We start from the raw sequence: 20,536 nt of genomic DNA, 5'->3' as shown, positions 1-20,536 counted from the left end.
TTATCAATAGATGAGGTTTTTTTTATTTCTGATTTTTAAAATTTACAATAACCTTCACATCAACTTTTCGCAATTTTCAATATATTTATAGTAGAAAAAATCAACCAAAATGGATAAAAAATATTTGAGATCGCTAATTTTTAGACATCTCGATGGTTTGGTAACGGCTCCGGTATTAAGCGCTTTGGCTAAAAAAGGAGCTTTGCATTACATTGTCGAGCACAAAACTATACAGTTAGAAGAATTGACAAAAGAATTTCAGGCAAACGAAGGTTATCTAAATGTTGCTTTGCGTGTATTGGCTTCGCAGAATATGTTAGAATATTCGGTGGACAATGCGAAAGATAATGTCGAAATTCAAACCAATAAATATTCGGATCGAGCATTTACAAATATTGATATTTACCATGATTTAGCTGTTTTTTTGGCAGAAAATGAGGTAATCAATCAACATGATTTTTCGGATGAGTTTTGTAAAAAATGGATCAAATTATTTGATAAATATAAAACTTATTTGATGACTGCTGACGACGAAGAGTTTCTTGAAAAACCTTTGCATTATCAAATTACCAAACATATCGAAGGCGTTTTAGTTGGACCAATTATTGTGCGAATGGGAATGAGTGGTTTGTTTCATAAATACTTTATGGAAGCTTCTTTCAATCCAGATGAATTTCACAAAAACCCACAAACTTTCGAGAAAATATTGGAACGATTAACCGAATTAGGTTGGTTTACAAAACACGAAAAAAACTATAAATTCACAGAAATAGGATTATTTTTTGCGCGCCGTGCAACATCTTATGGTGTTACAGTTTCTTATTTACCAATGTTCGCGAAGTTGAATGATTTGCTTTTTGGTTCGCCAACAAAATTGCGTGAAATTACCGAAGGCGAAGATGAACAACACGTGAATCGCGAAATGAATGTTTGGGGTAGTGGAGGAGCGCATTCCACTTATTTCAAAGTGATTGATGAGTTTATTGTAGATATTTTTAATCGTCCAATAGAAGAGCAACCGAAAGGAATTTTGGATATGGGATGCGGGAATGGAGCGCTTTTACAACATTTGTATGATGTGATAGAACGTCAAACCTTACGGGGAAAACATCTCGACGAATATCCACTTTTTTTGGTTGGTGCAGATTATAATCAAGCAGCGCTGAAAGTAACGCGTGCCAATTTAATTAAAAATGATATTTGGGCAAAAGTGATTTGGGGTGATATTGGTGATCCAGATCGTTTGGCAACAGATTTGAAAAATGATTATTCAATAGAGTTGAGTGATTTATTAAACATTAGAACATTTTTAGATCATAATCGAATTTGGGAAGATGTAGAAGATATCAAAACAAATCGAATTAGTGCTTCTACAGGAGCTTTTGCGTTTAGAGGAAAACGATTGTCAAATAATGATGTGGAACAAAATTTATTGAATCATCTCAAAAAATGGGCGCCTTATGTAGATAAATTTGGTTTGTTATTGATCGAATTACATACGATTGCTCCAGATTTAACGGCGGAGAATTTAGGAAATACACCTGCAACAGCGTATGATGCAACGCATGGATTTTCGGATCAATATATTGTAGAAGTCGATGTTTTTCATCGAATTTGTCAAGAAACTGGTTTAGTTCCAGATAAAACATTGTTCAAAAAATATCCAAACAGTGAATTGGCAACTGTTAGTATCAATCTTTTGAAACGATAATATTTAAAAGATATATTAAATCAAAAAAAGCTCAGCAATTGCTGAGCTTTCTTGGTTAGTCTTGTGTCAATAATTAGTTTAGGGTTATTTTTGCTTGACTAATCTTAAATCCATTTTCGTAAACATTGAACGTGTAAACTCCTTTTTGGAATTCCTCGTTTTCCCAATCAAACGTAATATTTTTTGTTTGTCCGTTTGTGTAATTAAAGTTGATTGCATCAGAGAAATTAACTGTATCTCCAGATCTCAATTCAATTTGTCCGCCTTGCGCATTTCCATATCTTCCTAATGTTCCGTCAGGATTATAGATAGCAACATATAATTTTTTGTCTCCAGATTCTGTTCTCGAATTACGATCTACATCAAAAGAAACACGAATTTTATCAATACGTTTTGCACGTGTTTTTTCAACTTCTTTTCCGCTATTTCTTACACGAATTCCTTTGATTTGTTGATTAGAAACAGATAAAGTTGAACTTAATTCATTGATCTTTCCTTTCGAAATTGCATTGTCTTTTTGACGAACACTTTTTTCTGTTTCGTAGTTATATGTTAACTCTTTATTGTTTTCTCTTAAATTGTTGTTGTCTGTTGTTAAAGCAGAATTTTTATTATTTAATTCGTCAACGCTACGTACAAGAATTGCATTTTCTTTTTGTAAACGAGCAACTTCAGATTTGTAATTTTTTACACTTCCTTCTAAATCGTTAATCATTTTACGAGCACGATTCATTTCCTCTGCAGTTGGATTGTCTTTATCTAAAATTTCTTGAATATCTTGATTCTTTAACTGAATCATATTTTCTTTATCGCTCAATAAATTGTTACGATCTTCGATGCGTGCTTTATATTGTGTATAGTCGTTTAAAATCGAATCATATTGTTTACGAATTTGATCCTTTTGACCTGTTTCGTTTTTAAGGATTTGAGAATTTAAAGATTCATTTTTTTCAAGATTTCCGATCTGATTTGCTTGATAAATATTATATCCTACACTTCCTGCTAATAATATTCCGACTAATGCCAAAGGAACTACTAAACCATTTTTTCCTTTGTTTGTTGGTTGATTGTTTTCTTCTAATCCTTGCATATGAACTATTATTTAAGGTTAATTGTTTTTTTATTGTTTTTAGTGTTAAGAAATTATGATGCCAAAAACTTAGTATGATGTTAAAATGAGGATTTTTTAACAAATTTTTTCACATTTTAGACCGAAAATGAATAATTATGCAGATTCTTATTCTAAATAAATCATAAAAAAAGCTTCAGATTATTCTGAAGCTTTTTTTTAATTAATATGAATTGTATTTACTTTTTATCAAAAGTTCCTGTGTAAACAGAAGTTAATTTATCTAAAGAAATGTACTTTTTGAAAACCTCGTTTACTTGGTTTACATTAAGAGCATCTACTTTTTTCTCTAAATTATCAAATTCATCAAACGTAATTCCATTCAATAAATAACCATTCGATAAGCCTAACAAAGTTCCGTCAGTTCCCAAAGAAGTTGTACGACCGTATTTCCAACTTACAATATTTGTTTTCAATTCGTCCGCTGTGAAACCATCTTTCAATGCTTTTGCAACTTCTTCTTTCAATGCTTTTTCAACTGCTTCACGTTTTGTAGGGTTTAAAAATGCATAATATCCCCAAGAAGCTACATCGTTTTTAGGATCGTTTGGAATCGAAACATATGAACCTGCACCATAGCTGATTCCTTCTTTTTCTCTTAATCGCATTGGAATACGAGCAGATAAAAATCCTCCACTTCCAATCATTTCATTTGCCATAACCATTGCGGCGTAATCAGCACTTTCACGATTCATTTTGAAGTTAATTGATCCAACTGCAGCAGCATTTTCTTTGTCTGGAATGTTATAAAGTTTATCCTCTTTTTTCGTTGCTGTAAAAGTTGGATACGCTTTTTCGTACTTCGATTTGCTATTCCATTTACCAAAAGTATCGTTTAATAATTTTTCAACTTTCGCTTTGTCATTTGTTCCAATAATAGAAACAACACCATTTTGTGCACCTAAAATATTTTTATAAAAATCAACTAAATCAGCTTGTTTGATTTTCTTTAAATCATCTTTTGTTTCAGCAAAAGAAGCTGTATAAAAAATAGAAGATTTAGGATAATTAGATGTTAAACGACTAATTTCGTTGAAGGCTAATGCTTGCGGATCGTTTGTATTTGCATCTAAATATGTTGTGTATTCATTTACAGATTTTGCTAATTCAGCTTCAGGAAAAGTTGGTTCTGTAATGATTTGACGCACGATATCCATTGTTTTGTCTAATGAATTTTTGTACGTATTAATTGTTACAGATAAATTTTGTCCTCCAAATCTAAATCCAACCGAAGATTTTAAAGCATCTAATTGATCTTTGATTTGTTCTTTTGTTAAATTCTTCGTTCCAGACATTAACAATTCAGCCGTTAATTGACCGATCATTCCTTTGTTTGCCAAATCTTTTTCATTCGAAACAGGTAAATTAAATGAAAGAATTACTTTTTCACCTTTAATTTCTTTGTCGATGATTCCATATTTTAGACCATTGTTCAATTTTCCTTCTGCATAATGAGCTTTTAAGTTTTTGATTGAAGCTTCAAATGGTTTTGCTTCTTTCTCAACTGCACGACCTTTGTAATTCGAAACTAATTCTGTAATCTGTATATTCGTTAATTCAGCTGGTTTTACACGAATTTCATCTTTTGTCGGAATAAAAGTTCCAACTGTTCTATTATTCGCTTTAAAATATTTTTCAGCTACACGTTTTACATCTTCTTTGGTTACTTTTTCGATATTATCGCGGTATAAGAAACCTAAACGATAATCACCCGCACCAACAATTTCTGTTAAACCAATGGCATAATTAATCGTATTATTTTTTTGATTTTCGATGTTTTTCACAATACTTGCTTTCGCACGTTGTACATCTTGATCAGTATAATTAATTGTAGCAACTTTGTCTAATTCTGCACGAATATCATTTTTCGTTTGTTCGATGTTTTTCTCTTTTGGAATTTCAGTTCCGATATAGAAGAAACTTGCATCACGAACTTCTGGACTATACGCCCAAATTGAAGCAATTTTGTGTGTGTCAACTAAAGATTTGTACAAATATCCCGAAGGATCTGAAGTTAAAATATTATTTAAAACATCAATTGCTGCATAATCTTTATCGCTATATGCTGCAACGTGATACATAACACCAACCGATTGGGAATCTCCTGCACGTTTTACTTCAACAAATTTTTCACCATCTTGCGCTGGTTCAACTGTTAAAACTTCGTCTAAAACACGAGTTGGTTTTGGAATTGAAGCAAAATACTGATTCACATATTCCATCGTTTTTTTCTCGTCAAATTTTCCAGCAATAATTAAGGTTGCATTATCTGGTTGATAATATTTTTCGTAGAATTTGCGCAACTGTGGTGTTTTTACACGCTCAATATCTTCTTTAGATCCAATTGTAGATTTTCCGTAATTGTGCCATAAATAGCCAGCAGAAATAACGCGTTCCATTAAAACACTTGACGGATCATTTTCACCAATTTCAAATTCATTACGTACAACCGAAAATTCTTTGTCCAAATCTTCTTGTTTAATGGTTGCATTAATCATACGATCAGCTTCCATTTCCAAACTCCAACGTAAATTTTCGTCGCTTGATGGGAAAACTTCGTAATAATTTGTACGATCATAATATGTCGTTCCATTTGCACGTCCACCTTTGTCAGATAACATTTTCTTGATATCACCTAAGTTTTTTGTTGATTTAAACAACATATGTTCTAACAAATGCGCCATTCCTTTTTCACCGTAACCTTCGTGTTTAGAACCAACATTGTAAACAATATTTACTACAACATTACTTTGCGATTGATCAGAGACTAATAAAACTTGTAATCCATTTGGTAGTTTGTATTCCTTAATTCCTTCTACTTGCGTCACAAAAGTTGCGTTTCCAGATTTCGTTTGAGCCATTAAGTATGGTGAATTTGCAAAGGCAAAAACCAGACATATACTCAGTAAAGTTTTTTTCATGTATTTATTTTTATAGTTATTAATTGGATGATACAATTCTATAATCTATTCGTTAGACGCAAATTGTATGGTGTAAGTTACAAATCTTTTGTTAAATTTGTGATGCAACAAACAAAAGAAATGGAAACAAAAGAGGTAAATAAAATTACTTTCGAAGAGTTTAAAAGTCAAATCATTAATGATTACAAGACGGCTTTTATGTCTCGCGAAGTAAGTCTTTTAGGGAGAAGAGAAGTACTTACTGGGAAAGCAAAATTTGGAATTTTTGGTGATGGAAAAGAATTACCACAAATTGCAATGGCAAAAGTATTCAAAAATGGAGATTTTCGTTCTGGATACTACCGCGATCAAACATTTATGTTCGCAATTGGTCAATTAACAGTTGAACAATTTTTTGCACAATTATATGCTTTAACAGATTTAGAGAAAGAACCTTCATCTGGAGGTCGTCAAATGACATCTCACTTCGGAACACGTTCTTTAAATGAAGACGGTTCTTGGAAAAAATTAACAGAACAAAAAAATTCGAGTGCAGATATTTCGCCAACAGCTGGTCAAATGCCACGTTTGTTAGGTTTAGCACAAGCTTCAAAATATTTTAGAAATGTTCCTCAATCAGACGAAGAACAACAATTTTCTGTGAACGGAAATGAAATTGCTTTTGGAACAATTGGAGATGCAAGTACTTCTGAAGGTCATTTTTGGGAAACTATAAATGCAGGTGGAGTTTTGCAAGTGCCAATGGTTGTTTCTATTTGGGACGATGGTTACGGAATTTCTGTGCCAGCTAAATTTCAACGTACAAAATCGAATCTTTCTGAATTGTTATCAGGTTTCGGAAGAACGGAAGAAGAAAGAGGTTACGAAATTATTACTGTAAAAGCGTGGGATTATCCTGCTTTGATTGAAGCGTATACACGTGCAGAAAGATTTGCGCGTGAGCATCACATTCCGTGTATTGTACACGTGCAAGAATGTACGCAACCACAAGGTCACTCGACTTCTGGTTCGCACGAGCGTTATAAATCAGAGGAGCGTTTGACATGGGAAAAAGATTTTGATGGAATCTCAAAATTCCGTGAATATATTTTAGCATTTGCAGATCATTCAGAAGCAATTATTTCTGCGGAAGAGTTGGATCAATTAGAAGCTGAAGTAAAAGCTGAAGTAAAAGCTTCTCAAAAACAATGTTGGGACGATTATTTGAATCCAATTTTGGATTTGAAAAATGAAGCGTTAGAATTATTAACGAAAATTGCTTTAGAAAGTGCAAACGGTGCTTTTATCAACATTGAAATTAGTAATCTAAAATCAAAGAAAAGTCCTTTCAAACGTGATGTTTATGGAGCTGTTCGTAAAGTAATTCGTTTAATACGTTCAGAAAATTTAGTTACAAAAGCTGAATTAATTTCTTGGTTAGATGCCAAAATGAAGCGCGAAGAAGAAATCTATTCGACTAAATTAGTTTCAGGAACGGCAACTCAAGTACCACAAGTAAAACCTGAGTTTGGAGAAAATCCAGCGTTAGAAGATGGTCGTGTAATTGTTCGTGATAACTTTGATAAAATTTTCGAAAAATATCCAAAGGCATTAGTTTTTGGTGAAGATGCTGGAAATATTGGTGATGTAAACCAAGGTTTAGAAGGTCTTCAAGCAAAATATGGTATCGATCGTATTTCGGATACAGGTATTCGCGAAGCAACAATTCTTGGTCAAGGAATTGGATTAGCGATGCGTGGTTTACGTCCAATTGCAGAAATTCAATATTTAGATTATATCCTTTATTGTTTACAAGGAATTTCTGATGATTTGGCAACTGTGCTTTATCGTTCGAATGGAGGTCAAAAAGCGCCTGTGATTATCAGAACGCGTGGTCACCGTTTAGAAGGTGTTTGGCATTCAGGTTCGCCAATGGGAGGAATTTTGAATTTGGTTCGTGGCGTGAATGTTTTAGTTCCACGTGATTTAACAAAAGCCGCAGGTTTTTACAATACATTGATGCAAGCAGATGAGCCTGCAATTGTTGTAGAAAGTTTGAATGGTTATCGTTTGAAAGAACCTGCACCAACTAATATTGGAGAATTTACAACGCCAATAGGTGAAGTAGAAATTACAAAAGAAGGAAAAGATGTAACGTTATTAACATACGGTTCTACTTGGAGAATTGTGATGGATGCTGCGAAAGAATTGGAGCAACTAGGTATTTCTGTTGAAGTAATTGATGCACAATCTTTATTGCCTTTCGATATCAATGCAGATGTTGCAAAAAGTTTGAACAAAACGAATCGTTTAGTTATTGTTGACGAAGATGTTCCAGGTGGAGCAAGTGCATTCTTGTTACAAGAAATTATCGAGAAACAAGGTGGATATTTTACATTAGATAGCGCACCATTGACGATTACAGCGAAAGCTCACCGTCCTGCGTATGCGACTGATGGAGATTATTTTTCAAAACCTTCTGTTGATGATATTACAGAACAAGTCTATGAACTAATGCGCGAAGCGAAACCAAACGAGTTTCCTGCTTTGTACTAAAAAATAAATTTTAGAGTTATATAAGCGTATGTCTTTTTCAAAAAGGCATGCGCTTTTTTTGTATTTTTAACAATCAAAATTATAATGAAAATGAAATTCTATTCGATTATACTTTGTCTATTGACTTCAATTCTTTTTGGGCAATTTCAAGATGTAATTCCTCTAAAGAATATCAAGACGGTTCAAGTTTTTAATCCGCAAACAAACGATAATACACCCGTTATCAAGTTAGGTTCTAGCGAAAGATTAATTTTTCTTTTTGATGATATTAGTGCAGGTTATAAGCGTTATCAATATTCTATTGAACACAGAAATGCAGATTGGTCAGAATCGAATATTTTTCAAACCGAATTTTTAAATGGTGTTAATGCTGATTATGCGCGAACATATAAGAATTCATTCAATACGTATCAAAAATATACCAATTATCAAATTCAATTTCCGAATGATCAAATGAATGTAAAATTACCTGGAAATTATGTGTTAAAAGTGTATTTAGAAAATGATTCAAACCCAATTTTCACGAAACGTTTTGCCGTTTATCAACCAATTGCGGATGTTGGAGTGATGGTTTCTCGTTACAATAATCCAACCGTAAAAGAATTGAATCAGCGTTTGCAAGTTCAAGTTTCGAGTGGAACACAAAATTTAACTGAAGTTCCTGATGGTGCAAGATTATTTTTGATGAAAAATAACAATTGGAACGAAGGTTATTTTGTCAATCGACCATCTTTTTCTCGTCCAAATCAATTAACATATAATGATACTAATATTTTGTTTGACGGTGGTGCAGAATACAATTGGTTTGATAACAAAAATTTAGAAGTTCCGAGTTTAACAACAGAAAAAACATTCAGAAAAGATAGTGTTTATCACACTGTTTTGCGTGCAGATATTCCGAAATATAATTTACCTTATGATGATTATCCAGACATTAATGGTAATTTTTATATCCGAAATAACCGTTATGGAAACGAATATGCAGCAAATTCTGAAGCAGATTATTCATGGGTTTATTTTGCCTTAGATGCTTTCGAAGATCAAAATGGATTATACGTTCCGTATGTTGTAGGTGCTTTTAATAATTGGGAAATTGATGAAAATTCGAAATTAGAAAAAGACGATGCAGGATTTTGGGTAACCGAATTATTCTTGAAACAAGGTTATTACAATTATCAATATGTCGTAAAAAATACCAAAACAGGCAAAATCGATCCAAGTTATGTGAGCGGAAGTTTTTGGCAAACCGAAAATCAATATCAAGCATTGTTTTACTATCGCCCTTGGGGACAACGATACGATGTGTTGATGGGATATGGAACTGGAAATTCGAGGAGATAAGTAGCTTAACTTCTCAAAATTTTTTCCATTATTTTTCCTTTGGCTAATTCATCGATTAATTTGTCTAAATATCGAATTTTTTGCATCAATGGATTTTCAATTTCTTCCACACGATAACCGCAAATCACACCTTTTATTTTAGTTGCATTTGGATTAAACTTTGGTGCATTTTCAAAAAAATCATGAAAGTTAGTTTTCTTCGTTAAAATTTCTTCCAAATCTTTTTCAGTATAACCTGTTAACCAAAAAATAATTTGATCAACTTCCGTTTTTGTTCGGTTTTTCTTTTCTGCTTTTGTGATGTAATGCGGATAAACACTTGCAAAAGACATTTCGATTACACGCTGAAAATTTTTATCATTCATTTTTTAAGAATATTATAGAGGATAAATTTCGACAATTAATTTGATAAAATCTCACTATTTTCATCGATTGTGATTTATAGATTTTGAGTTAAATTTGAGTATGAAATTTTTATTTAGATTTTTAATACTGTTTACGATAATTAGTTTGGTTGGATGTACTTCTGAAACCAAAAAATCACCAATTGATTTTTATTATTGGCGAAGTAATTATTCGGTGAATGAAACAGAGAAAAAAGCGGTTGATTCACTAAAAGTGGAAAATATTTATGTTCGTTTTTTTGATGTGGATAAAAAGTTGAATAAAATTTCTCCAGTTGGAATTATTCAGAATTTTGATGCAACGAAACTCAATGTCAATTATATTCCGACGGTTTTTATTACCAATCAAACTTTTCTGAATACATCAAAAGATCAAATCAAAATTTTAGCAAAAGATGTGTATAATTTTTTGAGTGAAACGGCTGAAAGAGGAAATCTAAAAAGTTTCAATGAAATTCAGATAGATTGTGATTGGACGAAATCTACGCGCGAAAATTATTTTATGTTTTTGTCGGAATTGAAACATATTTCGGGCAAAAAACTTTCGGCAACTTTGCGTTTGCATCAAGTCAAATTTAAAGACAAAGAAGGAGTTCCGCCTTTGGATAAAATGGTTTTGATGTGTTATGCAACCGAAAATCCAACTGATCAATCTGAAAATAATTCGATTTTAGATTTGAAAATAGCAAAAGATTATTTAAAAAACTTGAACGATTATCCAATCAAATTAGATGTTGCTTTGCCAATTTATTCGTGGGCAATTTTGACAAATCATCAAGGAAAAATAAAATTAATCAATTCTTTTTCGGAGCAAGATTTGATAGGAAAACCTGTAAAGAAAATCAGAAATGGATTTTATGAAGTGGAAGATGATTTTTTTGTACGAAATTTTTATGTGAGCAAAGGTTTTACAATAAAAGTTGAAATGATTTCTCCTGAATTATTAATTGAAACAAAATCATTTATCGATACAAAATTATCTTACAATTATCGCTTGATTTATTTTCATTTAGACTCAAAATTTTTGAAAACAATACCAACACAATTATGAAAAAAATAGTACTTACTTTATGCTTAACTTTTGGTTTAACCAAAGTATTTGCGTGTGCTGATGGAGGTGGAGAAGATTATTATTACTACAATCTTTTTTCGCAAACTTTAAGCGAAGCGCCTCAATATCAGCCATTTTTGATGACGTTGGATAATCCATATTATACGATGGATGCAAATCAAAAGAATGAGAATATTTTGGATTGGCAAAAAACGTTAGGAATTAGCTATCAGCAAGCGTTTGAGTTGGTTTTTAAAGTATCGAAACAAGAAATTGATTTGATGGTAAAGAATGGAAAATCGTCCAATACGAACTATAATTTTGCGACAACAGATTGGGTAAAAAAGAATAAGCAAAGTTTACTTTACTTGTCGTATGCCAAGTATTTAGAGCCTTATATGGCTTTTTATTATATCGATAATGGTGAATGGTCGTATGTAGATCGTCCAGAAAAAAATGTCAATAATCTAAACTATAGAAAAGTTCTTGAGGTTCTAAAGAAAAGTTGGAATGCAGAAACGGACAAAGAATTAAAAGTTCGTTACGGTTATCAATTGGTGCGTTTTGCGCATTATTTCCACGAATATAAAGACGCTATCAATTATTTTAATATGTATGTGGCGTCGCAAGGACTCAAAAATTCGATGTATTATTATGCGTTAGATCAAAAAGGTGGAGCGGAGCGTGCACTTGGAAATTATATTCAGGCGAATTATGACTTTTTCGAAGTTTTTTCTCATTCGAATGATCGAAAAATGAGTGCTTATCAATCGATGCGCGTGACAGAAGATTTGAATTATGAGAAAATGTTAGCCAATGCCAAAACGATTCAAGAAAAAAATGATTTGTATTTATTGATTGGTTATAATGATTTTTCGAATCCGTTAGCTCCTGCGAAAAAAATTATTGCGAATGATGTAAATGCGCCACAAGCGAGAATTTTATTTGCACGTTCTATTAATTTAATTGAACGCGAATATTTGCAACAAAATCCTGAAGATTATTATTGGAATTCTTCTCAAGAACGAAAAAAATATACAGATTTATATTTACCTGTAAAAACAAATGGCAATTATTACAGTAACCCCGAAGATTCAAAAGATGAAGTTCAGATTAATGAATTGATTGCTCTGGCAAAATCACAAGCGATAAAAGCTGACGACAAAGAATATTGGAAATTATCGGTGGCATATTTGAATTTATTGAACAAAAATTTTGCGGAAACAAAAACGTATTTAACCAAAGTAAATTCAACTTCGAAAGAATTTCAACAACAGAAAAAAGTGATTGAAATTTTATTAGAAATTTTCGAACAAAAGAAAATTACAGATAGTTTTGAGAATCAATTGATGCAAAAATATGCGTCGATTTTGAATTATGAATATCCAAAATTACCAGAAGATGTCTATGGTTATTCGGATGAAGATGATCAAAAAATGAACTTGAAAAATGTGATTTTAGATGTTTTAGCAAATCGATATTTTTTGCAAGGTGACAAAGGAAAAGCATTTTTGATTCATAATGAAATTACACAATTAGGTTCAAATCCAGATTGGGCGATTATCAATGATTTAGATAAATTGGATAAAAAATCGAATAAAACAGCTTTCGAAAAATATTTGATTAATGCAAAAGTAAAATCGAGTTCATGGGATTGGAGAACAAAAAAATCAAAAGAAATTCAGTTTAAATTATCAGATTATTTAGCCGATTTCAAAGGAACATTGTATTTAGGCGAAATGAAATTTGATTTGGCGAAAAAAGAATTTGAGAAGATTGATCAAAAATATCACACGTCAGAAAGTGCTTATTTTGTTTATGATTACGATTATACAACAGAAAAAGAAAGCAAAACTTGGGTAGAAAATCAGTTTGATGGTTATCATAATATTCCGAATAAAATCTTTGGATATAATAAGATTGAATGTTTTAATTGTGACGAAAATCAAGTGATCGCAACTCCTTATTTGAATGAATTTAAATTTATCAAACCAAAAATGTCAAAATTAGAATTGACAAATGCGATGATTGAATTGAATAAAATAGCAAAGAAGAATACCGAAGAAGCTGCAAAAGCGAATTATTTGTTGGGGAATTTCTTTTACAATACGACGACTTTAGGCTATTATCGTTATTTGTTGACATTTGATCGAAACAATGATAATGGACCAAAATTTAATAATTATGGTGATCAATATGAAGCGACAAGCAACTTCTTTTACAAAAGTTTCGGTTGGGGTGGAAACTACGTAGATAATTTTACGCCGTCAGAAAATTATTTGAAAAAAGCTTTTGATTCGACAAAAGACAAAGAAATGAAAGCGCAAATTTTATTTGCATTGTCTAAGAATGAACAAGGAAGATTTTATAATGCAAAAGATCCTGTGTTGAAACGTTTGTACGAAAATCAATATGACAACGAAGATAAAATTTTAGCGTTTAAAGTGGCAAATTATCGTTCTAATTTTAAAAATTTGAAACAATATTCGGACACGAAAACATATCAAGAAATAAAATCAAATTGTAAATATTTCGATTATTACACAAATAACTTTTAATAATTAAAACGCTTCTAATTTTAGGAGCGTTTTTTGTGATGTGATTTTTGACTAAAATAGATTATTATGAAATGTTTTGTAACTCAAGAACCAATTAATCGCTACGAAGCTGTAAAAGGAAAAGAAATTCAGCAAGAGATTTTTAAATTGATTGAGCAAGATTATCCAGCAATTACCGAAGAAGATTATGTTTCGATAAAAATATTGAACAAATATCGTCGTCAATTTTTTGCAAATTTGATTTCGCAAGAAAAAGGTGAAATGGAAAAATTGGATCAAGATGTAGTAGAAGCAATTCGTGATAATTCTATTCTTTCCGAAAATATAAAAGAAAATACATCAAAGCCATTGACAACAGGCGATAGAATCGCAGATAAAGTAGCGTCTTTTGGAGGAAGTTGGACATTTATTATTTCGTTTTTTATTTTCTTATTGGTTTGGATGTTTCTTAATTTTTGGATGTTGCACAACAAAGGTTTTGATCCCTATCCATTTATTTTACTCAATTTGATTTTGTCTTGTTTAGCAGCAATACAAGCTCCAATTATTATGATGAGTCAAAATCGTCAAGAAGATAAAGACCGTGATAGAGCCGAACATGATTATAAAATTAACTTGAAAGCTGAATTGGAAATAAAATTATTAAGCGAAAAAATAGATCATTTATTGGTTCATCAGAATAAGAAATTATTAGAAATACAGGAAATGCAAATCCAATATTTAGAGAATATCGAAAATCAAATTCTTCATACAAAAGATAAAAAAGAAAATAAAAAGGAAGAATAATGGATGATTTTATGTTTAAAGTGGTAAAAGACTTAATTATCTGAACTGAAACATTTCCATTTATTTTTCTTAAATTTGAACTTTGAAAAGTATAAACAAACAAAATAATCAAAATGTCAAAATCATTTGCTCAAATTCCTCACGCTGTTAACGAAGAGGTAAAATCATATGCTCCTGGAACACCAGAGCGTGCGCAATTATTAGACGCTTACAAAAAAATGTTTAACGAGGTAACTGAAGTTCCTCAATACATTGGTTCTGAAGAAATTTTTTCAGGAAATAAAAAAGAAATTCGTCCTCCACATGACCACCAAAAAGTTGTTGGTTATTTCCACGAAGGAACACAAGATGATGTAAGAAAAGCGATTGATACAGCTTTAGCTGCAAAAGAAGCTTGGGTTGCAATGCCTTGGGAAGATAGAGCGGCAATTTTCTTGAAAGCTGCAGATTTGATTGCTGGTCCTTACCGTGCAAAAATAAATGCTGCAACAATGATTGGTCAATCTAAAAATGCAATGCAAGCAGAAATTGATTCAGCTTGTGAGTTGATTGACTTTTTACGTTTCAATGTACAATACATGACAGAAATTTATGCAGATCAACCAATTTCTTCTCCTGGAATTTGGAATCGTGTAGATTATCGTCCATTAGAAGGATTTACTTTCGCAATTACTCCATTCAATTTTACTGCAATCGCTGGTAACTTACCATCTTGTATGGCTTTGATGGGGAACGTTGTAGTTTGGAAACCTTCTGATAAACAAACTTTAGCTGCTAAAGTAACAATGGAAGTGTTCAAAAAAGCTGGTTTACCAGATGGTGTAATCAACATGATCTTAACTGATGGAGCAGAAACTGCAAAAACAGTTTTAGAACACAAAGATTTCGCAGGTTTACACTTCACAGGTTCTACAAAAGTTTTCAATACTTTATGGAAACAAATTGGAGATAACATCAACAATTACAGAACTTATCCACGTATCGTAGGAGAAACAGGAGGAAAAGATTTCTTAATGGTTCACAAATCAGCTTGTCCAACAGAAGTTGCTGTAGGTTTAGTTCGTGGAGCATTTGAATACCAAGGACAAAAATGTTCTGCTGCTTCTCGTGCTTATATTCCATCTAACTTATGGAACGAAGTTGAGAAACAAATGAAAGAAATGTTAGCAACTGTTAGATTAGGATCTCCAGAGGATTTCTCTAATTTCATGACAGCGGTTATCGATAAAAACTCTTTCGAAAAATCTAAAGCATATATCGATCGTGCACAAGCATCTTCTGAAGCTGAAGTTGTAATCGGTGGTACTTATGATGATTCAGTTGGATATTTTGTTCAACCAACAGTTATCAAAGCAACGAATCCTAAATATGAATCAATGGTAGAAGAAATCTTCGGACCTGTATTATCAGTTTATGTTTATGATGAAAATGAATTTGAAGCAACTTTAAAATTAGTTGACGAAACTTCTGCTTACGCATTAACAGGATCAATCTTCGCGAAAGATCGTGCTGCTGTAGAATTAGCTGCTAAAGCATTGAAAAATGCTTGTGGAAATTTCTACATCAACGATAAACCAACAGGTGCAGTTGTAGGTCAACAACCATTTGGTGGAGCGCGTGCTTCTGGTACAAATGATAAAGCAGGTTCTGCAATGAACTTGTTACGTTGGACTTCTGTTCAAACAATCAAAGAAACATTTGTTCCTGCAAAAGATTACAAATACCCATTCTTAGAAAAATAATATTTTCGAGATACAAAATTAGAATAAGCCTTACATTTGTAGGGCTTATTTTTTTGGTATGAATGATAATTCGGAAAAAGCAATCAAAGCTTCAATTTTTAGTATTGTAGGAAACGCTTCTTTGGCTGGAATTAAGTTTTTGGCTGGTTATTTTGGGAATTCTTACGCACTTATTGCAGATGCAATCGAGTCTTCGGCAGATGTTTTTTCTTCTATATTTGTTTTCTTTGGACTAAAGTATTCTGCAAAACCTGCAGATGAAAATCATCCTTATGGACACGGAAAAGCAGAAGCGTTAATCACATTTTTAGTGGTTACTTTCCTTATTGTTTCTGCGATTATCATTGCAAAAGAAAGTATTAACAATATTATTACACCACATCATCAGCCCAAACCATTTACCTTATTAGTTCTTGGAGGAATTATTTTATTCAAAGAATTATCGTTTCAGTATGTAATGCGAAAAAGTGTTGAAACCAATAGTTCTTCTCTAAAAGCAGATGCTTGGCATCATCGTTCGGACGCAATTACATCGTTAATGGCGTTTATCGGAATTTCGATTTCATTGGTAATGGGACCAGGTTGGGAGGCAGCAGATGATGTTGCAGCACTTTTTGCATCAAGTTTTATTTTATATAATGCGTACAAAATCCTTCGACCTGCGTTGGGAGAAATTATGGATGAGCAATTGTACGAAAATGAAATTGAACAAATTAGAGAAATCGCTTCGCATGTTCCGGGTGTTATGGCGACTGAAAAATGTAATGTGCGTAAGAATGGAATGAATTATTATGTCGATTTACATGCAATAGTCGATGGAACGATTTCGGTGGTGGAAGGACATAAAATTAGTCATGATCTGAAAGATGCTGTACAAGCTAAAATGCCACAAGTAAAAGATGTATTAGTGCATATAGAGCCTACTTTTGTCTCGGTTCGAGAATATTTTCGAACAAATCACATCGAAGATAAAAGAGTGGAGGAGTAAAAATAAATTATATTAAATAAAAAAAGAGAAGCAATTGCTTCTCTTTTTGATCTTTTAGTTGGTTAATAAAAAATCATAATATATATAAAAGGTCGATTTTAGAATAATTTGAAACCAATACCAGTACTGATTAACCAAGGATTAAGATCTACATCTGCTGGTACATAAACTTGTTTGTCTAAAGCTGCACCAACTGTAACGTCTGTGTTTAAGTATAATTTTTTAACATCTACGTTCCAGTATAATTTATCATTGATTTTGTAATCAAATCCTAATTGAAATCCGAAACCTACATTGTTTTTGTAATCTACACTAGTTACGGCTGCGTTTCTCCCTTTTCCTTGCCCTTGATCATAGAAGATTGTATAATTAATTCCAGCACCAACATAAGGTTTTAGGTTTTTGGTTGGATACAAATGATATTGTACATTAAGAGTTGGAGGTAACAGCATTACTCGTCCCAAATCTAAATTTCCTAATGCAGTATTTACCGCTACAACTTCGTGTTTAGATGTTCCTAAGATTAATTCGGCCGCGATATTTTTTGTAATATAATAGGTAAAGTCAATTTCTGGAATAAGATTGTTTGTAACTGCTACATTTCCACCTATTGCTTCTATTTTAGCATCTTCCATAGGAACTACACCAGTTGCTCTTACACGCATATGTAATTCACTAGCCTCTTGTCCAAATGAAATTGTTGATGCAAAGATTGCTCCTAATATTAATAGTCCTTTTTTCATAATGTTTATTTTATTTTTCGAAACAAAACTCGGATTAATTCATCCGAATTAAAATGTCAAATATCATTTCCGAAAATGACTTTAAACATTTGTTTTTTTTAAGGATATTATTAACTTAAACACGCTGATAGTCAATTATTTTTAATGAGTAAAAATAATCGTAAAAGAAAAACTTTTCACTTAATAGAAATTTATTACTTTTGGAGGAAAGTCATAAAAAAACAAAAAAACTCAAAAAAATGGATTTCTTAGAAAATGAAAATTTATCATTAATCGCGCAATCGGCAAGAGATTTTGCAAAACAATACATTCAACCGAATATAATGGAGTGGGATGAAGCTCAAACTTTTCCAGTTGAAGTTTTCAAAGAACTTGGAAAAATGGGATTCATGGGAATCGTTGTTCCAGAAGAATATGGAGGAAGTGGTTTGTCATATGATGAATATGTATCAATTGTAGATGAAATTTCACAAGTTGATCCTTCTATCGGTTTGTCTGTAGCGGCACATAATTCACTTTGTACAAATCATATTTTAGAATTCGGAAACGAAGAACAAAAACAACGTTGGTTACCAAAATTAGCAACAGCAGAATGGATTGGTGCTTGGGGATTAACAGAGCACAACACAGGATCTGATGCTGGAGGAATGTCTACAACAGCTGTAAAAGATGGTGATGAATGGGTGATTAATGGAGCAAAAAACTTTATTACACATGCAATTTCTGGTGATGTTGCGGTTGTGATGACAAGAACAGGAGAGAAAGGAGCTAAAAATAACGCGACAGCTTTTGTAATAGAAAAAGGAACGCCAGGTTTTACATCGGGTAAAAAAGAAAATAAATTAGGAATGCGTGCTTCGGAAACGGCAGAGTTAATCTTCGATAACGTACGTGTTTCGGATGTAAATCGTTTAGGAAATGTTGGTGATGGTTTCAAGCAAGCACTTAAGATTTTAGATGGTGGTCGTATCTCGATCGCAGCTTTATCTTTAGGAATTGCGAAAGGAGCTTATAAAGCAGCATTGAAATATGCACAAGAGCGTCATCAATTTGGAACTGCAATTGCAAATTTCCAAGCAATTAACTTTAAATTGGCTGAAATGATTACAGAAATCGAAGCTTCAGAATTATTAATTCGTAAAGCATCTTATTTAAAAAATCATAAAAAACCAATGACGACAGAAGGTGCAATGGCAAAATATTATGCATCGGAAGCGTGTGTTAAAATCTCGAATGAAGCAGTTCAAATATTTGGTGGATACGGATATACAAAAGATTTTCCAGTAGAGAAATTCTACCGTGATTCTAAGTTGTGTACAATCGGTGAAGGAACAACTGAGATCCAAAAATTAGTGATTGGAAGAAATATTTTGAAAGATTAATACAAAACGATTTGTTTAATTACTAAAGAGTTGTATATTTGCCATCTCAAAAAGAAATAGATAAAATTATGTTGATTATACCAGTAAAAGACGGAGAGTCAATCGAAAGAGCTCTAAAAAAATACAAAAGAAAATTTGATAAAACAGGTGTTGTACGTCAGTTAAGAGCACGTCAACAATTTACAAAACCTTCTGTTACAAATAGAATTAAGATGAGTAGAGCAATCTACAAACAAGCCTTAATCGAAAAGGAGGAAGCATAAATTGCCGTTTTAAACGATATAAAGAAATTAATTTCTGTTGACCTATTTGTTAAAGTTGTAACTTTGATGAATAGGTTTTTTTATGGAATTTATTCAACTATTCTTAGATTATTTAGCGCTCGAGAAAAACTATTCTACGCTAACAATTACTAGCTACAAAAGAGATTTGGACGATTTTGTTGAGTTCTATCAACAAGAAGAAAATTCGTCAGAAATACAACTTGCAACAAAAAATCATATTCGTGCATTTGTGATGCATTTATCAGAATTAGAAAAGTCTGAGAAAACAGTTAATCGCAAATTAAGCGCTTTACGAACGTTTTATAAATATTTGGTCAAAGAAAATCATCTTTCCATTAATCCAATCGAGCAAATTCATTCACTTAAACAAAATAAACAAGTTTTAGTACCTTTTACAGAAGCAGAATTGAATGATTTGTTGAATAATGATGAATTTTTCCCTGACACATTCGAAGGTTTACGTGATCGATTAATGATTGATGTAATGTATCAAACAGGAATTCGACGTGCCGAATTAATTGGTTTGAAAGAAAATGATATCGATCCGAATACACTTTCTATAAAAGTTCTTGGAAAAAGAAATAAAGAACGCATAATTCCTATTTCTACCTTTCTGTTAGAGGATTTGGCGAATTATAACACTAGAAAACATAACGAAATTACTTTACAATGTACGAATGTTTTTGTAACAGAAAAAGGAAAACCTTTGTACGATAATCTTGTTTATTCGAAAGTAAAATACTATCTTAGTCTTATAAGTGTAAAACATAAAAAAAGTCCTCATATGTTGAGGCATTCATTTGCGACTCATATGTTAGATTCAGGAGCAGATCTGAATGCAGTAAAAGATATTTTAGGGCATTCAAGTTTGTCATCGACTCAAATTTATACACATGGGAGTATAGAAAATTTAAAAAAAGTGTTTAACAAAGCTCACCCGCGTGAGAACAAAAAAGAGTAA

15 protein-coding genes are annotated in these 20,536 nt (G+C 32.1%); 11 read left to right on the top strand and 4 right to left on the bottom strand.

Features of this window, described 5'->3' with window-relative positions; all coding sequences use genetic code 11:
* The first annotated feature begins 109 nt into the window (after positions 1 to 109).
* Positions 110 to 1,711 (top strand): class I SAM-dependent methyltransferase, encoded by a 1,602-nt coding sequence (locus B3I31_RS00670; RefSeq protein ID WP_291071912.1) that lies wholly within the window; start codon positions 110 to 112, stop codon positions 1,709 to 1,711.
* Between the two features lie 73 nt (positions 1,712 to 1,784).
* Here the strand turns inward: B3I31_RS00670 and B3I31_RS00665 are convergent, their stop codons facing one another.
* On the bottom strand, positions 1,785 to 2,801 hold the full coding sequence (locus tag B3I31_RS00665) for a hypothetical protein (RefSeq protein ID WP_038331054.1): 1,017 nt from the start codon (positions 2,799 to 2,801) through the stop codon (positions 1,785 to 1,787).
* Between the two features lie 218 nt (positions 2,802 to 3,019).
* Complete coding sequence (locus B3I31_RS00660) at positions 3,020 to 5,761, bottom strand: M16 family metallopeptidase (protein WP_291087367.1); 2,742 nt, start codon at positions 5,759 to 5,761, stop codon at positions 3,020 to 3,022.
* 120 nt (positions 5,762 to 5,881) lie between these two features.
* Here B3I31_RS00660 and B3I31_RS00655 point away from each other — a divergent pair, with 120 nt between their 5' ends.
* Together B3I31_RS00655 and B3I31_RS00650 are read left to right on the top strand one after the other, a co-directional pair.
* Positions 5,882 to 8,296, top strand: coding sequence for an alpha-ketoacid dehydrogenase subunit alpha/beta (locus B3I31_RS00655; protein ID WP_291071916.1), 2,415 nt, complete (start codon positions 5,882 to 5,884; stop codon positions 8,294 to 8,296).
* An 84-nt stretch (positions 8,297 to 8,380) separates the two neighbouring features.
* Positions 8,381 to 9,637 (top strand): type IX secretion system plug protein domain-containing protein, encoded by a 1,257-nt coding sequence (locus B3I31_RS00650; protein ID WP_291087364.1) that lies wholly within the window; start codon positions 8,381 to 8,383, stop codon positions 9,635 to 9,637.
* A gap of 5 nt (positions 9,638 to 9,642) precedes the next feature.
* Here B3I31_RS00650 and B3I31_RS00645 read toward each other — a convergent pair whose 3' ends face one another.
* Positions 9,643 to 10,002, bottom strand: a complete 360-nt coding sequence (locus tag B3I31_RS00645; RefSeq protein WP_219033767.1) for a DUF2200 domain-containing protein — start codon at positions 10,000 to 10,002, stop codon at positions 9,643 to 9,645.
* Positions 10,003 to 10,102: 100 nt separating this feature from the next.
* Between B3I31_RS00645 and B3I31_RS00640 the strand changes: the two genes are divergently transcribed.
* From B3I31_RS00640 to B3I31_RS00620, 5 genes are all read left to right on the top strand, one after another.
* Positions 10,103 to 11,092 (top strand): hypothetical protein, encoded by a 990-nt coding sequence (locus B3I31_RS00640; protein WP_286495084.1) that lies wholly within the window; start codon positions 10,103 to 10,105, stop codon positions 11,090 to 11,092.
* Positions 11,089 to 13,650 carry a hypothetical protein gene (locus tag B3I31_RS00635; protein WP_291047727.1) on the top strand — a complete coding sequence of 854 codons (2,562 nt, stop codon included), beginning with the start codon at positions 11,089 to 11,091 and terminating at the stop codon, positions 13,648 to 13,650. Before B3I31_RS00640 ends, B3I31_RS00635 begins: the two co-directional genes overlap by 4 nt.
* A gap of 66 nt (positions 13,651 to 13,716) precedes the next feature.
* Positions 13,717 to 14,436 carry a DUF1003 domain-containing protein gene (locus B3I31_RS00630; protein WP_291047729.1) on the top strand — a complete coding sequence of 240 codons (720 nt, stop codon included), beginning with the start codon at positions 13,717 to 13,719 and terminating at the stop codon, positions 14,434 to 14,436.
* A 113-nt stretch (positions 14,437 to 14,549) separates the two neighbouring features.
* The gene (pruA, locus tag B3I31_RS00625) at positions 14,550 to 16,178 is read left to right on the top strand and encodes an L-glutamate gamma-semialdehyde dehydrogenase (RefSeq protein ID WP_291059281.1); all 1,629 of its coding nucleotides are present in this window, start codon (positions 14,550 to 14,552) and stop codon (positions 16,176 to 16,178) included.
* Between the two features lie 58 nt (positions 16,179 to 16,236).
* A complete protein-coding gene (locus B3I31_RS00620) occupies positions 16,237 to 17,166 on the top strand; it encodes a cation diffusion facilitator family transporter (protein ID WP_125349438.1) in 930 nt (309 codons plus the stop codon).
* A gap of 98 nt (positions 17,167 to 17,264) precedes the next feature.
* Here the strand turns inward: B3I31_RS00620 and B3I31_RS00615 are convergent, their stop codons facing one another.
* Positions 17,265 to 17,909 (bottom strand): OmpW/AlkL family protein, encoded by a 645-nt coding sequence (locus tag B3I31_RS00615; protein ID WP_286495079.1) that lies wholly within the window; start codon positions 17,907 to 17,909, stop codon positions 17,265 to 17,267.
* A 239-nt stretch (positions 17,910 to 18,148) separates the two neighbouring features.
* On the opposite strand from B3I31_RS00615, the gene B3I31_RS00610 reads away from it, so the two are divergent.
* From B3I31_RS00610 to B3I31_RS00600, 3 genes are all read left to right on the top strand, one after another.
* Positions 18,149 to 19,291, top strand: a complete 1,143-nt coding sequence (locus B3I31_RS00610; protein ID WP_291059283.1) for an acyl-CoA dehydrogenase family protein — start codon at positions 18,149 to 18,151, stop codon at positions 19,289 to 19,291.
* Positions 19,292 to 19,359: 68 nt separating this feature from the next.
* Entirely contained in the window at positions 19,360 to 19,554 is a 195-nt protein-coding gene (gene rpsU, locus B3I31_RS00605) for a 30S ribosomal protein S21 (protein ID WP_038331168.1), read from the top strand.
* 82 nt (positions 19,555 to 19,636) lie between these two features.
* Entirely contained in the window at positions 19,637 to 20,536 is a 900-nt protein-coding gene (locus B3I31_RS00600; protein WP_125349436.1) for a tyrosine-type recombinase/integrase, read from the top strand.

The organism is Empedobacter sp. UBA3475, from assembly GCF_002378465.1.
GTDB lineage: Bacteria > Bacteroidota > Bacteroidia > Flavobacteriales > Weeksellaceae > Empedobacter > Empedobacter falsenii_B.
Note: the sequence above shows the minus strand (reverse complement) of the source record. Positions and strands in the feature narration are given on the sequence as shown.

Bases quoted from the DNA above. Each gene is read 5' to 3' on its own strand.
- B3I31_RS00650 (WP_291087364.1), top strand. From the start codon at position 8,381: ATGAAAATGAAATTCTATTCGATTATACTTTGTCTATTGACTTCAATT.
- B3I31_RS00645 (WP_219033767.1), bottom strand. From the start codon at position 10,002: ATGAATGATAAAAATTTTCAGCGTGTAATCGAAATGTCTTTTGCAAGT.
- B3I31_RS00655 (WP_291071916.1), top strand. From the start codon at position 5,882: ATGGAAACAAAAGAGGTAAATAAAATTACTTTCGAAGAGTTTAAAAGT.
- rpsU (WP_038331168.1), top strand. From the start codon at position 19,360: ATGTTGATTATACCAGTAAAAGACGGAGAGTCAATCGAAAGAGCTCTA.
- B3I31_RS00615 (WP_286495079.1), bottom strand. From the start codon at position 17,909: ATGAAAAAAGGACTATTAATATTAGGAGCAATCTTTGCATCAACAATT.
- B3I31_RS00660 (WP_291087367.1), bottom strand. From the start codon at position 5,761: ATGAAAAAAACTTTACTGAGTATATGTCTGGTTTTTGCCTTTGCAAAT.
- B3I31_RS00620 (WP_125349438.1), top strand. From the start codon at position 16,237: ATGAATGATAATTCGGAAAAAGCAATCAAAGCTTCAATTTTTAGTATT.
- B3I31_RS00670 (WP_291071912.1), top strand. From the start codon at position 110: ATGGATAAAAAATATTTGAGATCGCTAATTTTTAGACATCTCGATGGT.
- B3I31_RS00665 (WP_038331054.1), bottom strand. From the start codon at position 2,801: ATGCAAGGATTAGAAGAAAACAATCAACCAACAAACAAAGGAAAAAAT.
- B3I31_RS00630 (WP_291047729.1), top strand. From the start codon at position 13,717: ATGAAATGTTTTGTAACTCAAGAACCAATTAATCGCTACGAAGCTGTA.
- pruA (WP_291059281.1), top strand. From the start codon at position 14,550: ATGTCAAAATCATTTGCTCAAATTCCTCACGCTGTTAACGAAGAGGTA.
- B3I31_RS00610 (WP_291059283.1), top strand. From the start codon at position 18,149: ATGGATTTCTTAGAAAATGAAAATTTATCATTAATCGCGCAATCGGCA.
- B3I31_RS00640 (WP_286495084.1), top strand. From the start codon at position 10,103: ATGAAATTTTTATTTAGATTTTTAATACTGTTTACGATAATTAGTTTG.
- B3I31_RS00635 (WP_291047727.1), top strand. From the start codon at position 11,089: ATGAAAAAAATAGTACTTACTTTATGCTTAACTTTTGGTTTAACCAAA.
- B3I31_RS00600 (WP_125349436.1), top strand. From the start codon at position 19,637: ATGGAATTTATTCAACTATTCTTAGATTATTTAGCGCTCGAGAAAAAC.